The following is a 12,776-nucleotide window of genomic DNA, read 5'->3' as shown; positions in this document are numbered from 1 at the left end:
GTATATCAGCGCCGGCGGCCGCCGGCTGCGCTAGTGGCTGAAGCAGTCGTGCAGGTTGTCGAGCAGGTCGGTGATCTCGTCGTCGGACAGGCCGAGGTAGGCGCAGGCGCGCTCGCCGCCCTTTTCCCATTCGAGCGAGACGGCGTGGCCCTGGTACGCCTGCAGCGAGCGCTCGGCCAGCAGTGCCAGAGCCACCAGTGAACGGACCGCGTCGTCGGTAGCGGCGTCGTCGATCACGCTGTAATCGTGGTGGTGCAGGATCGCCACCGATACGTCGCTCGACAAGCCCCAGTTACGCGCCAGCAGGCAGCCAACCGCTGCGTGGTTGGTGCTGTGACGCTCGTCCTCGATGTCGGTGACGCGGCACTGCGGCTCGAGGCAGGCAGCTTCAAACGTGGCGGCGTAGCCCGGAAAGCGGTTCAGCAGCAGCGCCACGCCGGTGTCGCAAAACAGGCCGAAGGTGTGGGCGACATCAGGCGCGCCGATACGCAGGCGGCGCGACAGAAATACCATCGCCTGCGCGCGCCGGGTCGACAGGTCCCAGAACGCGGCCAGCGCGGCGCTGTCGGACGGTATCGCCTGGCGCGCCAGCAGGCCGGTCATCAGGGCTGCCACCTGATTAATGCCGAGGAAGAGGATCGCCTGGTCGATCGACTTGGCCTTGCGGGTGCTGCCATAGAACGGCGAATTGGCCAGCTTGAGCAGCGCGCCGGACATGCCGACGTCGCTGGCGATGATGCGCCCGATCGCCGCAGGCGACGGATCGGCGGCTGAGAGCTCGCGCTGCAGGTCGGCCAGCAAACTGGGACGCGGCGGGATCCGGATCGACCTGATCAAAGCGTCGACCGGGTCGGCGTCGCGGGGAACTGCAAGGTTATTCATCTGTTATTTCTGTCGAATGATGCATTTAGGCAATACCCCACACTATAAACCACTGCAGGCCGGGTCGCACTCGTTCTGCGCAATCTGTGGCGGCCAGGAAACGGATGCTGGGCGCCGAATCGGGCGCGGCCCATCGCCGCAGCCGCGCTAGAATTCCTGCATGACAAAGAATTTCATACTGGCCGGTATCGACTTCCATGCGCCGTCGGACCTGGTGGCGCGCCAGCTGATCGGCACCGTGCTGCTGGTCGACGGCGTCGGCGGGCGCATCGTCGAAACCGAAGCGTACGATCGGGAGGATCCGGCATCGCACGCCTTTTCCGGGCCGACCGAGCGCAATGGCGCCATGTTCGGCGACCCTGCCCACGCCTATGTGTATCGCTCGTATGGGATCCACTGGTGCCTCAATTTCGTCTGCCGCGAAAGCGGGCATGGCGCCGGGGTGCTGATCCGCGCCATCGAGCCGCTCGAAGGGCTCGAGCGCATGCGCGAACGGCGTGCACTGGAGGCGGAACTGCTGCTGTGTTCCGGGCCCGGCAAATTGTGCCAGGCGCTGGGCGTGTCGCGCGATCACAACGCGATGGCGCTGGCGCTGCCGCCGTTCGCGCTGTGGGCGGCGCCGCAGCCGGTGCAGGTGGTGGCCGGCCCGCGCATCGGCATCTCGAAGGCGATGGATGTGCCGTGGCGCTTCGGGCTGGCCGGATCGCGCTTCGTCAGCCGGCCGTTCTAGACTTTCTTGCGCGCGGCCTGCGCGGCGCGTCCCGTCAGTGCGCGTGCGGCGCCGCGCATGCCGCTGTGCGCTGAACGGCGCTCGGACCGATCGTGGAAGCCGGCGTCCGGCTCGGCGCCGGCGGGCGCTTCGGCCGCCGCCGTATCCTCGCCTTCGATCTTGAAGATCGACACCGCTTCGGCCAGGTTAATGGTCTGCTCGTGCAGGCTGGCCGCCGCCGCCGCCGCCTGTTCCACCAGCGCCGCGTTCTGCTGCGTCATGTCGTCCATCTGGCCGACCGCGTGATTGACTTCGGCGATGCCGTCGGCCTGCTCGGAGCTGGCCACGCTGATGCGCGCGATGATGTCGTTGACCTGCTGGACCGAGGCGACGATATTGCCCATGCTGCTGCCGGCCTCGTTGACCGACGCGCTGCCGCCGTCGATGATGGCGACCGAGGCGGCGATCAGCGACTTGATCTCCTTCGCCGCCGCCGCCGAACGCTGCGCCAGCGTGCGCACTTCCGACGCCACCACCGCAAAGCCGCGACCCTGCTCGCCGGCGCGCGCCGCTTCGACCGCGGCGTTGAGCGCCAGGATATTGGTCTGGAACGAGATGCCGTCGATGACGCCGATGATCTCGACGATCTTGCGCGAACTGGCCTTGATCGACTCCATCGTGTTGACCGCTCGGTCGACCGCCTTGCCGCCGTTGGCCGCCAAGGTCGCCGCGCTGGCGGCAAGCTCGGTGGCGAGCCGCGCGTTGTTGGCGTTTTCCTTGACCGCCACCGTCAGCGTCTCCATCGCGCTGGCGGTCTGCTCGAGCGAACCGGCCTGCATCTCGGTGCGGGTCGACAGGTCCAGGTTGCCGGTGGCGATTTCCTGCGACGCGGTGTCGATCGAACGCACCGACGCCAGGATGCGGCGCAAGGTCGTCGTCAGCTTGGCGATGGTGTGATCGAGCGCGCGCGAGGTGGCGGCGATCTCGTCGCGCCCATCGTTGCCGGCGCCGACCGCCAGCCGGCCTTCGGCCAGTTCGCCCATGACGTCGGCCATGGCGCGGATATCGCCCAGCATCGCGCGCCGCACCATCACGGTGGCCAGCAGCGACAGCGCGATCGACAGCATGACCAGGCCGGCCATGGTCGCCACCTGCACGCGGAAATCGGCCTTGGCGGCGCTGAAGGCGCTTTCGCTGAGGGTGCGCTCGAGCGCGGACAATGCGCCCAGCTGGTTGTTGAGCAGGCCGAACTCCTTTTCCGCCTTGCTCATCGAGGCGGTCGCGGTCGACTGGTCGACCTGGGCCAGTTCGATCGTCTGCTGCACGCTCTTGCGGTAGGCCACCAGCGCGGCGCTGCAGGCGTCGATGATCTTGCGTTCGGCCGGATCGGCCACCGCCGCCAGCGCCGCCAGCTGCGCCGCGATGGCGGCCTGCTTCTTGCCGATGTCGGCGGTCAGGCCGTCGAGCCGCGCCTGGGCGAAGCTGCCGTTGATCCAGGCCAGCAGCTGGTAGACGCTGCCGTGCACGTACTTGGCGTCGCCCGACACGTCGGCGGCGGCCTTCAGGCGCGCCGCGCGCACCTGCACCAGGTTTTCCAGCGAGGCGTTCTGCCGCACCATGCCGTAATAGGCGCTGCCGGCCGTAAACAGCAGCAGGATCAGCACCAGCCCTGGCGCCAGCAACAATTTAGGGCCAATGCGCAATTTTTTCAGCATGCCAACTCCCGCCTGTGACAAAAGGAAAACGGCGGCGCCAGGCGCCGCCGCAGTTTATTTCTTGTAAATGCCGGCCTCGAGCGTGACCTCGCCGACCTTGTAGATATAGGTGGTCTTGTCTTCGACCTTGCCGCTGGTGGGATTCTTGAACTTGTAGTCGACCCAGCCTTTGCCTTTTGCCTTGGCCAGCTCGAGAATCGCGCGGCGGAACAGCTTGCCGTCGGCATCGGGCACGTCGACCAGGTCCTTGCCGATCATGGCCGCGTTGACCGGATTGGCCAGGATCACGCCCTTGCTGTCGCGCATCGTCAGGTACAGCGGGCCCTGGACGTAGTCGGCATCCTTGGCGTTGATGCGCTTGATCATCTCGGCCTGGCTGTTGGCCTTCATGAAGGCGGCGCCTTTTTCCACCATCGAGATGGCGTCCTTTTCGGTCGGTTCGGCGGCCATGGCGAATGGGGCGCAGCTGATGGCGGCTAGCAGGATGGCACTGGCAAGTTTCATTATTTCCTCCGGGAAATTGATTAACGGTATCTACTCTACCGCCGCGGAATCGGCCGGCATTTGCGCACGCGCAAGTGCACGCCACACCGCTGCTGCCACCGGCACTGCGAATGGAACAGGTGCGCGCGTTTGTCCCATTGAGGTCCCGCAATTTGTGCCGCGATATCTGCTCGTATGATTCCCCATCGGAAATAATTTGTAACAGAAAGTGTCCTATTCCCGATCCGTTTGCCTGACACCCAACTCCCACCACACGAGGCGCACATGTACAAGATTGCAATCATCGGCCTGGGGCCGCGCGGCCTATCGGTATTCGACCGCATCATCGCGTATGCCCGCAACGACTCGTCCGCCACGCCGCTTGATTTGTACCTGTTCGATAGCAAGGAGTTCGGCCCGGGCTGTCACACCACCGACCAGGCCGACCATCTGCTGGTCAATACCGTCGCCTGCCAGATGACCCAGTTTTCCGACGACACCGTGCGCGGCGCCGGCCCGCTGCTGTACGGGCCATCGTTCGCCGACTGGCTCAGCAGCAACCGCGACGCCAGCGGCGCGCGCGCCGAGATCGACCGCAACGGCTACTATTCGCGCGCCCTGTTCGGCGACTACCTGCGCTGGGGCTTCGAGTACCTCAAGAAGCTGGCGCCGCCGCACATGACGATCTTCCTGCACAACTATGCCGGCGTCGACGACCTGTCGTGGCAGGACGACCAGTGGCACGTGTCGTACGACGGCTGCGCCTTCCTGGCCGATTTCGTCTACCTGACCACCGGTCACGCGCGCAAGGTGCTGACCGAATCGGAACGCACGCTGACGCAGAAGGTCGACGCCGCGCGCAGCCGCAATCCGCGCCTGCAGCTGGTGCTCGAGCCTTACCCGATCCGCAACGCCGTATCGAGCGTGACCGCCACCGACACCATCGCCATCGAGGGCATGGGCCTGACCAGCTTCGACCTGATCGCGCAGCTGACCCAGGGCCGCGGCGGCAAATTCGAGGCGTGCGGAAAAATGGAGGCGGCCGGCCGGCTGCGCTACCGGCCGTCCGGCAACGAGCCGCAGATCCTGCTGTACTCGCGCTCGGGCCTGCCGCTGACGGCGCGCGCGGTCAACCAGAAAGGCGTGTTCGGCCAGTACAAGCCGAAATTTCTCACCTTCGCCAAGGTCGAGGCGCTGCGCCTGGAGGCCGACGGCGGCCAGCTCGATTTCGAAAAGCAGATCATCCCGCTGCTGTGGTGCGACATGCAGTTCGCCTATTACTTCGCCTACCTGCACAAGCGGCGCGACAAGATCGCCGCCCTCATGTTCAGCAACGAGTTCATGGCCTGCGACGGCATCGGCGCGCGCCAGGCGCTGATCGACCGCCATATCGACAAGCGCGAACAGCTGTCGTGGGAAAAGCTGGTCGACCCGATCCCGGTGCTGGCGCGCAAGAGCCGGCGCCAGTACGACGACTGGCTGCGCGGCCACATGTGGCGCGACTACGAGCACGCCTGCCTGGGCAACCTCGACGGCCCGCTGAAGTCTGCCTGCGACGTCCTGCGCGACGTGCGCGACGTGGTGCGCAGCGCGATCGACTTCGGCGGCCTGTACGAGCATTCGCACCGCTGGGTGCTGTCCGAATTTTTGCCCATCATGAACCGGCTGGCGGTCGGCCCGCCGAAGGAGCGCATTGCTCAGCTGCTGGCGCTGATGGACGCCGGCACCGTGCGCGCCGATTTCGGACCGGGCGCCAGGTGCGAGCTTGACGAAAGCCGTGCGTCGTTCGTGGTGCAGAGCCACTGGCCGGGCGAAATGGCCAGCGCCAACGTGCTGGTGCGCGGGCGCGCCTCGCTGCCAGGGCCGCTGGAAGACAAGTCGCCGCTGATGCGCAAGCTGGTGCAGCGCGGGATCGTGCGCCCGTTCATGAACGGCCAGTTCCACCCGGGCGGCATCACGGTCGACCGCAACATGAACGTGGTGGCGCATGACGGCGCCGCGCAGACCACCCTGTGGGCGCTGGGCACGCTGGTCGAAGGCTGCAAGTTCTACACGTTCGTGCTGCCGCGCCCCGGCGCCAACTCCACCACCATGGTCGACGCCGGCCGCGCGGTCGGCCACATGATGGACACCATCGCCGCGCGCAAGGCAGCCGGCCTGCACGCCCGGCGCGACAGCGAGTATGAAGACGGCATGCGCTTCGAAGCATCGCGGATGGCGCACGGCGCGGCCGATCACCTGCCGTTTCACTTGCCGCTCGACGAGCCGCGCCGGCAGCTAGCCGATCAGGCGCAGGCCTTCGACGACGTGCAGTCCTGATGGCCGGCGGCGCAGCGCACCTGCGCCAGGCGTGGCCCGGCCTGTGCGGCATGGCGGCCACGCTGACCGGCGTGGGCATCGGCCGCTTCGCGTACGTGGCGATCCTGCCGCTGCTGGTGCAGCAGGCCTGGTGCAGCCGCACCGCCGCCGGCTACCTTGGTGCTGCCAACCTGGCCGGCTACTTCCTCGGTATCGGCATCGCCGCGTGGCTGTCGCGCAGGTGCAGCGCCGGGCGCATGGTGCAGGCGTCGATGCTGCTGTGCGCGCTGAGCTTTTTCGGCTGCGCCTGGCAAGGCGGCGGGCTGGCCTGGTTCCTGTGCTGGCGCACCGTCGCCGGCGCCTGCGGCGCCATCCTGATGGTGCAGGCGCCGGTGCTGATCCTGCCGCGCACCGACGCGGCGCGGCGCGGGCGCGTCGGCGGCGTGATCTTCTCCGGCGTCGGCCTTGGCATCGTCGCCGCCGCCACCGTGGTGCCGTCGCTGGTGCAGCATGGCCTGGCGGCGACCTGGCTCACGCTCGGCGGCATCTGCCTGCTGCTCACCATCCTCACCTGGCGCTACTGGCAGCAGGCGCCGGCGCAGCAGGGCGCCGCGGGCGGGCCGTGGCGCCTGGCCTGGCCGCGCTTCCCGGCGCCGGTCGCGCTGCTGCTGGCCGCGTATGCGTTAAACGCCGTCGGCTATCTGCCGCACACGCTGTTCTGGGCCGACTACATCACCGGCGAATTGCATCGCCCGTTGGCCGAAGCGGGCTTTTTCTGGGCCTGCTTCGGCGCCGGCGCGGCCTGCGGGCCGTACCTGACCGGCGCCATCGCCGACCGCATTGGCCTGACCGCCACGCTGTTCATCGCGTTCTCGCTGAAGGCGGCCGGGGTAGCGCTGCCGCTGTTTGCCGACGGCGCCGCGGCGCTGTTGGTGTCGTCGGTGCTGGTCGGCTTCTTCTCGCCCGGTATCGTCGGCGCCGCATCGGGCTACGCGCTCGAAATCGGCGGCGCCGAGCATCACCGGCGCTATTGGACGGCGATGAACTTCGGCTTCTCGCTGACGCAGGCCGGCGCCGCCAGCGCGATGGTGTGGATCATGGGCGCTCGCCAGTCGTACGCGCTGCTGTTCGTCATCAGCAGCAGCGCACTGGCCATCTCCGCGCTGGGCATCGGCACCATTGCGCTGCTGCGCCAGCGCGACGCGCGGCAAATGCTGCGGGCCTGAACGGAGGACCGGTGCGCGCCGGCGGCGCGACCGGTTAGAATGCCGCCTTGGCATCTACTCCCGAAAGCAGAATATGAAACTGGTCCGATACGGCCGTCCCGGCAAGGAAAAACCTGGCCTGATCGACGACGAGGGCAGGCTGCGCAGCCTGGCCGGCGAACTTGACGACATCGGTCCCGAGACGCTGTCGGACAAGGCGCTGCGCAAGCTCGCCAGGATCGATCCGGCCAGCCTGCCACTGGTGCGCGGCACGCCACGCTTCGGCGTGCCGCTGGCAGGCATCGGCAAATTCATCGGCATCGGCCTCAATTACGCCGACCACGCCGCCGAAACGAACATGCCGATTCCGCTTGAACCGATCGTCTTCATGAAGGCGTTGTCGTGCCTGTCGGGACCCGACGACCCGCTGCGCCTGCCGCCTGGCTCGAAAAAAACCGACTGGGAAGTCGAGCTCGGCGTGGTGATCGGCACCCGCGCGCAGTACGTCGACGAAGCCGACGCGCTCGATTACGTGGCCGGTTTTTGCGTCGTCAACGACGTCTCCGAACGCGCCTTCCAATTCCAGAGTTCGCAGTGGGACAAGGGCAAGGGCTGCGACACCTTCGGCCCGGTCGGCCCATGGCTGGTCACGCGCGACGAAGTAATGGACCCGCAGCGCCTCGACCTGTACCTTGAACTGAACGGCAAGCGGATGCAGACCGGCTGCACCGAGACGATGGTGTTTACCGTGGCGCAGCTGGTGAGCTACCTGTCGCGCTTCATGACGCTCGAACCGGGCGACATCATCGCCACCGGCACGCCGCCTGGGGTTGGCATCGGCCGCACGCCGCCGCGCTTCCTGAAGCCGGGCGACACGCTGCGTCTCGGCATCGCCGGCCTCGGCGAACAACAACAGCAGGTCGTTGCAACTCCCGTGACCACCAAGCGCGCGCCAAACGCGGCGCGCGCAAAAGTGGCAGTACGGTAAACAAGCTTTTTTCGCAACGCCGCCGGCCATGCCGGAGCGTTGCGCCCTCGCCACGGCAGCCACCCGATTGTCGGCCGCATCCGCTTACCTCTTGCCATTAAGCAATACAGCAACGTATATTGGTGCGTAAGTAAAGCAGTCGTCAGCGGCCCCCCAACCGAATCACAGTTCCCACGGGTGTGTGCAAGCCCCTCCTCGACCCGGAGCGGAACGCGGACTTGCGTCCATTTTTTCTTCATCCATTCAAGGAGCCGCCATGTCGTTATCAAACCTTAAAATCGGCGCTCGCCTCGGTGCTGGCTTCGCGCTGGTGCTGATGCTGCTGGCCGCCGTTGTGGCGCTGTCGATCGTCTCGATGGGCCGCATCGATGCCAACATGACGAAGATCGTCCACGACCACGACGTCAAGATTTTCGCCGCCGGCACGATGGGCGAGAACTTCCGCGACATCTCGCTGGCCGTGGCCAGCATCGTGCTGGTGACCGACCCGGGCGACGTCAAGGACCAGGTGACCAAGCTCGGTGAGGCGCGCGCGCGTTACGGCGCCGCCAAGAAGGTACTGCTGGCGACAAAGCTCAGCGACGCCGAGAAGCAGCTGCTGGCAAAGCTGGACCAGTCGATCCTGTTCGCCAAGCCGAAGGTCGACAAGACGGTCGAACTTGGCATGGCCGGCTCGCGCGAAGAAGCGACCGAGAACATGTTGAACCAGTCCGGCCCGGCCACCGCCGCCGCCATTGCCGTCATCGACGAGATCGTGATGTTCGAGAAAAAGCTCGCCGCCGCCGCCGCCGCCGAGGCCGAAGCCGAATACGCCACCGCCCACACCATCATGCTGGTCATCGGCGCCCTGGCGATGCTGACCGGCGCCGCCGTCGCATGGTTCATCAGCCGCTCGATCACAGGCCCGATCCGCACCGCGGTGGCGCTGGCCGAACGGGTTGCCGGCGGTGACCTGAGCAGCGTCGTGGTCGTCAACAGAGGCGACGAAACCGGCCAGCTGATGACGGCACTGAAGGCGATGAACGATAGCCTCAACACCATCGTCGGCGAAGTGCGCAGCGGTACCGACGCCATCGCCACCGCGTCGGGCGAGATCGCCAGCGGCAATCTCGACCTGTCGTCGCGCACCGAGCAGCAGGCCAGCGCGCTGGAAGAGACGGCGTCCTCGATGGAAGAGCTGACCTCCACCGTCAAGCAGAATGCCGACAACGCGCGCCAGGCCAACGTGCTGGCCGGCTCGGCGTCCGAGGTCGCCGTCAAGGGCGGCCAGGTGGTATCGCAAGTGGTCAGCACGATGGGCAAGATCAATGAATCGGCGCGCAAGATCGTCGACATCATCGGCGTCATCGACGGCATCGCCTTCCAGACCAACATCCTGGCGCTGAACGCGGCGGTCGAAGCTGCGCGCGCCGGCGAACAGGGACGCGGCTTCGCCGTGGTGGCTAGCGAAGTGCGCAACCTGGCGCAGCGCTCGGCCGCGGCGGCGAAAGAAATCAAGGTGCTGATCGGCGACTCGGTCGCCGCCGTCGATACCGGCTCCAAACTGGTCAACCAGGCCGGCGCCACGATGGACGACATCGTCGCCAGCGTCGCGCGGGTGACCGACATCATGAGCGAGATTACCGCGGCCAGCCACGAGCAGGAAGCCGGCATCGAGCAGATCAACCAGGCCATCGGCGAGATGGATGCGGTGACGCAGCAGAACGCGGCGCTGGTGGAAGAAGCGGCGGCAGCGGCCGGATCGCTGCGCGAGCAGGCCGGCAACCTGGCACAGGCTGTCAGCGTGTTCAAGCTCGATACGCCGGCAGTGCCGGTGACGCATCGCGCAGCTAAGCCTGCAGCGGTACGCGCGGTCAGCGCGCCGCCGGCGCGCCAGCCGGCGCCGGCCCAGGCCCGCATCGCGACCCGGAAGGCCGCGGCGACCCAGGATGAATGGGAAGAGTTTTAAGTCGTTAGCCGATCAGGCGCTCAGGCGAGCGCCTCTTTTGCTGCTTCTTCCGGCGTCAGGCCGTCGTAAAACTGGTCGGTGAACCACTCGACTTCGTCCTCGATGTGTTCCTGCGCCTGGGCCTGGGTCGCGCCGCCGGCAACCAGGAATTTTTCGACTTCGATGCACCAGTTAATCAGTGCCATCGTCTCTTCGTCGAGTTCTTCTTTCTTTGTCATCGTCATTCTCCTGCTATCGTAATTCAGGCCGCGAGGCTTTTGGTCAGCAGGTCGGCGACTAGCTGGTTCAGGTCGACGTTGCGTTCCTTTGCCTGTGTTTGCAGCTGCAGCACCAGGTCGCTATTGAGCTTGACGGCGAACGGCACCAGGCCGGCCGCCTGATCGAGCTTACGCTGCTCGCGGCGGTCGATGGTCACGGCGGCGCTGCTGCCGAAACTGCCGGCGCCAGGGGCGACCATCTGGCCCATCAATTTCTTGGCGTCGCTCTTTGCCATGCCGGTTTTTTTCATGTGGTGCTTTCAGTGGATGTAGTTGGAGGATTTTACGCCGCTCTCGAAATGGCGGCGCTTCTTACAATGGCTAAACTAAAAACCGTCATTCCCGCCTGCGCGGAAATGACGGTCTTTGCGGTCAGGTGTTAAAGCTTAGGCCAGCACTTTTTTCAGCCAGGCGCCGATATCGTCGACTTCTTCCTGGCACAGCGAGTGCTGCATCGGATATTCGTGCCATTCGATCTGGTAGCCCATCGCCTTGAGGGCGTCGCGCGACTGTTCGGCGCGCACGATTGGGACCACGCCGTCGCTGCGGCCGTGCGCCATGAAGATCGGCGTGTCCAGGCTTTCTTCGGTGCGCTCGGCGGCGACGGTGGCGGCCACCGGCAGGTAGCCCGACAGGCATAGCAGGCCGGCCAGCTTTTCAGGATGGCGCACGCCGGTCTGCAACGTCATCGCACAGCCTTGTGAGAAGCCGGCCAGGATGATGCGGCCAGCCTTGATGCCGCGCGCTTTTTCGCGCGCGATCAGCGCCTCGATCTGCTGCTGCGAGCGGCGCAGGCCGGCGTCGTCTTCGCGCCGCACCAGGTCGGCGTTGCTGATGTCGTACCAGGCGCGCATCACGTAGCCGCCGTTGACGGTCACCGGAATCTGGTCCGCGTGCGGAAAGACGAAACGGATGCCCGGCAGGCCGGTCAGGTCAAGCTCGCGCACCAGCGGCACGAAGTCGTTGCCGTCGGCGCCCAGGCCGTGCATCCAGATGATCGCCACTTCCGGATTGGGCGCGGTTTCGATTTCGATATTTTCAAGAAGTTGGGTCATGCGGTTTCCAATCAGGGTTGTGGGCGCAGCGCCGATTTCGGCCGGAACGCCTTGCAGACGGCAGGATCGGTTTCCATGTACGGCCCGCCGATCAGGTCCACGCAATACGGCACCGCGGCGAAGATGCCGCCGACGAGCTGCTTGCCGTCGGCATCCTTCAGGCCCTCCAGCGTTTCCTTGATGGCCTTCGGCTGGCCGGGCAGGTTCATGATCAGCGCCGCGTGGTCAGGCGTCTCGCGGATCACCGCCAGCTGGCGCGACAGGATCGCGGTCGGCACGAAGTGCAGGCTGATCTGGCGCATCTGCTCGCCAAAGCCCGGCATCTCCTTGGTGGCCACCGCCAGCGTCGCCTCGGGCGTGACGTCGCGCCGCGCCGGTCCGGTGCCGCCGGTGGTGAGCACCAGGTGGCAACGATGCCGGTCCACCAGCTCGACCAGCGTCGCTTCGATCTGCGCGCGCTCGTCGGCGATCAGGCGCGTCTCGACGCGGTAGGGCGTGGTCAAGGCCGAGGCCAGCCATTCCGACAGCGCCGGAATGCCCTTGTCCTCGTACACGCCGCCGCTGGCGCGGTCGGACACCGACACCAGGCCGATGACCAGCACGTCGTTATTCGTCGTTGGACTCATCGTCGGCCGGTTCCAGGTCGAGCTCTTCGTCGTCGCCGTCGGCTTTGGCAGCCTTGCCTTTTTTGTTCAGGTCCTTGAGGATCTGGAAGATCTCGCGGTACGCCTTCGGCGGCTTGTTCTCGGCCTGTTCCTTGCGGGCGTTGCGGATCAAGGTGCGCAGGTGCTGCACGTCCAGTTCCGGATACTCGGTCGACAGCACCGTCAGCGCCTTGTCGTCGGCCAGCAGCTTCTCGCGGCGCCGCTCGAGCGCGTGCAGCGCGGCCGTATCGGCCTTCGACATGCCTTTCCAGCTGTCGATGGTGCGCTGGATGACGGCGATTTCCTCTTCGTCGAGGGTGCGCATCTTCTTGCCGACGAACTGCATCTGGCGGCGCCGGCCTTCGTGATTGGTGATGGTCTGGCACATCAAGATGGCGTCGCGCACGTCTTCCGGCATCGGTACCCGCTTGACGCGGTCGCGCGCTTCGTTGACGAGTTCCTCTCCCAGCTTCTGGACTTCAAGGCTCTGGCGCTTGGCCTCGGACTTGGAAGGACGCTCGTATTCTTGCTCGAACTCGGAGGATTGGAACCCGCAGGCACCGCGGTTTGGATTAGGCATGATATGGATCCG

Annotated in this window: 13 protein-coding genes; 5 read left to right on the top strand and 8 right to left on the bottom strand. The window is 66.2% G+C overall.

Annotated elements, in window-relative coordinates; translation table 11 throughout:
* Positions 1 to 30: 30 nt before the first annotated feature.
* Positions 31 to 882, bottom strand: a complete 852-nt coding sequence (locus tag CR105_RS04055) for an HDOD domain-containing protein (RefSeq protein WP_099787159.1) — start codon at positions 880 to 882, stop codon at positions 31 to 33.
* Between the two features lie 160 nt (positions 883 to 1,042).
* Here CR105_RS04055 and CR105_RS04050 point away from each other — a divergent pair, with 160 nt between their 5' ends.
* Entirely contained in the window at positions 1,043 to 1,612 is a 570-nt protein-coding gene (locus CR105_RS04050) for a DNA-3-methyladenine glycosylase (protein WP_099787158.1), read from the top strand.
* Here CR105_RS04050 and CR105_RS04045 read toward each other — a convergent pair.
* Both CR105_RS04045 and CR105_RS04040 read right to left on the bottom strand, forming a co-directional pair.
* Positions 1,609 to 3,306: a methyl-accepting chemotaxis protein gene (locus CR105_RS04045; RefSeq protein WP_099787157.1), complete on the bottom strand. Its 1,698-nt coding sequence runs from the start codon at positions 3,304 to 3,306 to the stop codon at positions 1,609 to 1,611. The two genes, CR105_RS04050 and CR105_RS04045, sit on opposite strands and share 4 nt — an antisense overlap.
* A gap of 54 nt (positions 3,307 to 3,360) precedes the next feature.
* Entirely contained in the window at positions 3,361 to 3,810 is a 450-nt protein-coding gene (locus CR105_RS04040) for a cache domain-containing protein (RefSeq protein WP_099787156.1), read from the bottom strand.
* Positions 3,811 to 4,074: 264 nt separating this feature from the next.
* Here CR105_RS04040 and CR105_RS04035 point away from each other — a divergent pair, with 264 nt between their 5' ends.
* The 4 genes from CR105_RS04035 (at position 4,075) to CR105_RS04020 (ending at position 10,228) form a co-directional block, all read left to right on the top strand.
* Positions 4,075 to 6,108 carry an FAD/NAD(P)-binding protein gene (locus CR105_RS04035; RefSeq protein WP_099787155.1) on the top strand — a complete coding sequence of 678 codons (2,034 nt, stop codon included), beginning with the start codon at positions 4,075 to 4,077 and terminating at the stop codon, positions 6,106 to 6,108.
* Positions 6,108 to 7,313, top strand: coding sequence for a YbfB/YjiJ family MFS transporter (locus CR105_RS04030; RefSeq protein WP_099787154.1), 1,206 nt, complete (start codon positions 6,108 to 6,110; stop codon positions 7,311 to 7,313). Before CR105_RS04035 ends, CR105_RS04030 begins: the two co-directional genes overlap by 1 nt.
* Positions 7,314 to 7,386: 73 nt before the next feature.
* On the top strand, positions 7,387 to 8,280 hold the full coding sequence (locus tag CR105_RS04025; RefSeq protein ID WP_099787153.1) for a fumarylacetoacetate hydrolase family protein: 894 nt from the start codon (positions 7,387 to 7,389) through the stop codon (positions 8,278 to 8,280).
* A gap of 256 nt (positions 8,281 to 8,536) precedes the next feature.
* Positions 8,537 to 10,228, top strand: a complete 1,692-nt coding sequence (locus tag CR105_RS04020; protein WP_099787152.1) for a methyl-accepting chemotaxis protein — start codon at positions 8,537 to 8,539, stop codon at positions 10,226 to 10,228.
* A gap of 20 nt (positions 10,229 to 10,248) precedes the next feature.
* Here the strand turns inward: CR105_RS04020 and CR105_RS04015 are convergent, their stop codons facing one another.
* From CR105_RS04015 to yjgA, 5 genes are all read right to left on the bottom strand, one after another.
* Positions 10,249 to 10,446: a hypothetical protein gene (locus CR105_RS04015; protein WP_099787151.1), complete on the bottom strand. Its 198-nt coding sequence runs from the start codon at positions 10,444 to 10,446 to the stop codon at positions 10,249 to 10,251.
* A gap of 23 nt (positions 10,447 to 10,469) precedes the next feature.
* On the bottom strand, positions 10,470 to 10,736 hold the full coding sequence (locus CR105_RS04010) for a hypothetical protein (protein WP_099787150.1): 267 nt from the start codon (positions 10,734 to 10,736) through the stop codon (positions 10,470 to 10,472).
* A 135-nt stretch (positions 10,737 to 10,871) separates the two neighbouring features.
* Complete coding sequence (locus tag CR105_RS04005) at positions 10,872 to 11,540, bottom strand: alpha/beta hydrolase (RefSeq protein WP_099787149.1); 669 nt, start codon at positions 11,538 to 11,540, stop codon at positions 10,872 to 10,874.
* An 11-nt stretch (positions 11,541 to 11,551) separates the two neighbouring features.
* Positions 11,552 to 12,166: a molybdopterin adenylyltransferase gene (mog, locus tag CR105_RS04000; protein ID WP_099787148.1), complete on the bottom strand. Its 615-nt coding sequence runs from the start codon at positions 12,164 to 12,166 to the stop codon at positions 11,552 to 11,554.
* Entirely contained in the window at positions 12,147 to 12,764 is a 618-nt protein-coding gene (yjgA, locus tag CR105_RS03995) for a ribosome biogenesis factor YjgA (protein ID WP_099787147.1), read from the bottom strand. The genes mog and yjgA overlap by 20 nt, the downstream gene beginning before the upstream one ends.
* Positions 12,765 to 12,776 lie beyond the last annotated feature (12 nt).

The organism is Massilia eurypsychrophila, from assembly GCF_002760655.1.
Taxonomy (GTDB): Bacteria; Pseudomonadota; Gammaproteobacteria; order Burkholderiales; family Burkholderiaceae_D; genus JAFCUW01.
Note: the sequence above shows the minus strand (reverse complement) of the source record. Positions and strands in the feature narration are given on the sequence as shown.

Coding starts and splice junctions, on each gene's coding strand:
- CR105_RS04055 (WP_099787159.1), bottom strand. CDS start 882: ATGAATAACCTTGCAGTTCCCCGCGACGCCGACCCGGTCGACGCTTTG.
- CR105_RS04050 (WP_099787158.1), top strand. CDS start 1,043: ATGACAAAGAATTTCATACTGGCCGGTATCGACTTCCATGCGCCGTCG.
- CR105_RS04045 (WP_099787157.1), bottom strand. CDS start 3,306: ATGCTGAAAAAATTGCGCATTGGCCCTAAATTGTTGCTGGCGCCAGGG.
- CR105_RS04040 (WP_099787156.1), bottom strand. CDS start 3,810: ATGAAACTTGCCAGTGCCATCCTGCTAGCCGCCATCAGCTGCGCCCCA.
- CR105_RS04035 (WP_099787155.1), top strand. CDS start 4,075: ATGTACAAGATTGCAATCATCGGCCTGGGGCCGCGCGGCCTATCGGTA.
- CR105_RS04030 (WP_099787154.1), top strand. CDS start 6,108: ATGGCCGGCGGCGCAGCGCACCTGCGCCAGGCGTGGCCCGGCCTGTGC.
- CR105_RS04025 (WP_099787153.1), top strand. CDS start 7,387: ATGAAACTGGTCCGATACGGCCGTCCCGGCAAGGAAAAACCTGGCCTG.
- CR105_RS04020 (WP_099787152.1), top strand. CDS start 8,537: ATGTCGTTATCAAACCTTAAAATCGGCGCTCGCCTCGGTGCTGGCTTC.
- CR105_RS04015 (WP_099787151.1), bottom strand. CDS start 10,446: ATGACAAAGAAAGAAGAACTCGACGAAGAGACGATGGCACTGATTAAC.
- CR105_RS04010 (WP_099787150.1), bottom strand. CDS start 10,736: ATGAAAAAAACCGGCATGGCAAAGAGCGACGCCAAGAAATTGATGGGC.
- CR105_RS04005 (WP_099787149.1), bottom strand. CDS start 11,540: ATGACCCAACTTCTTGAAAATATCGAAATCGAAACCGCGCCCAATCCG.
- mog (WP_099787148.1), bottom strand. CDS start 12,166: ATGAGTCCAACGACGAATAACGACGTGCTGGTCATCGGCCTGGTGTCG.
- yjgA (WP_099787147.1), bottom strand. CDS start 12,764: ATGCCTAATCCAAACCGCGGTGCCTGCGGGTTCCAATCCTCCGAGTTC.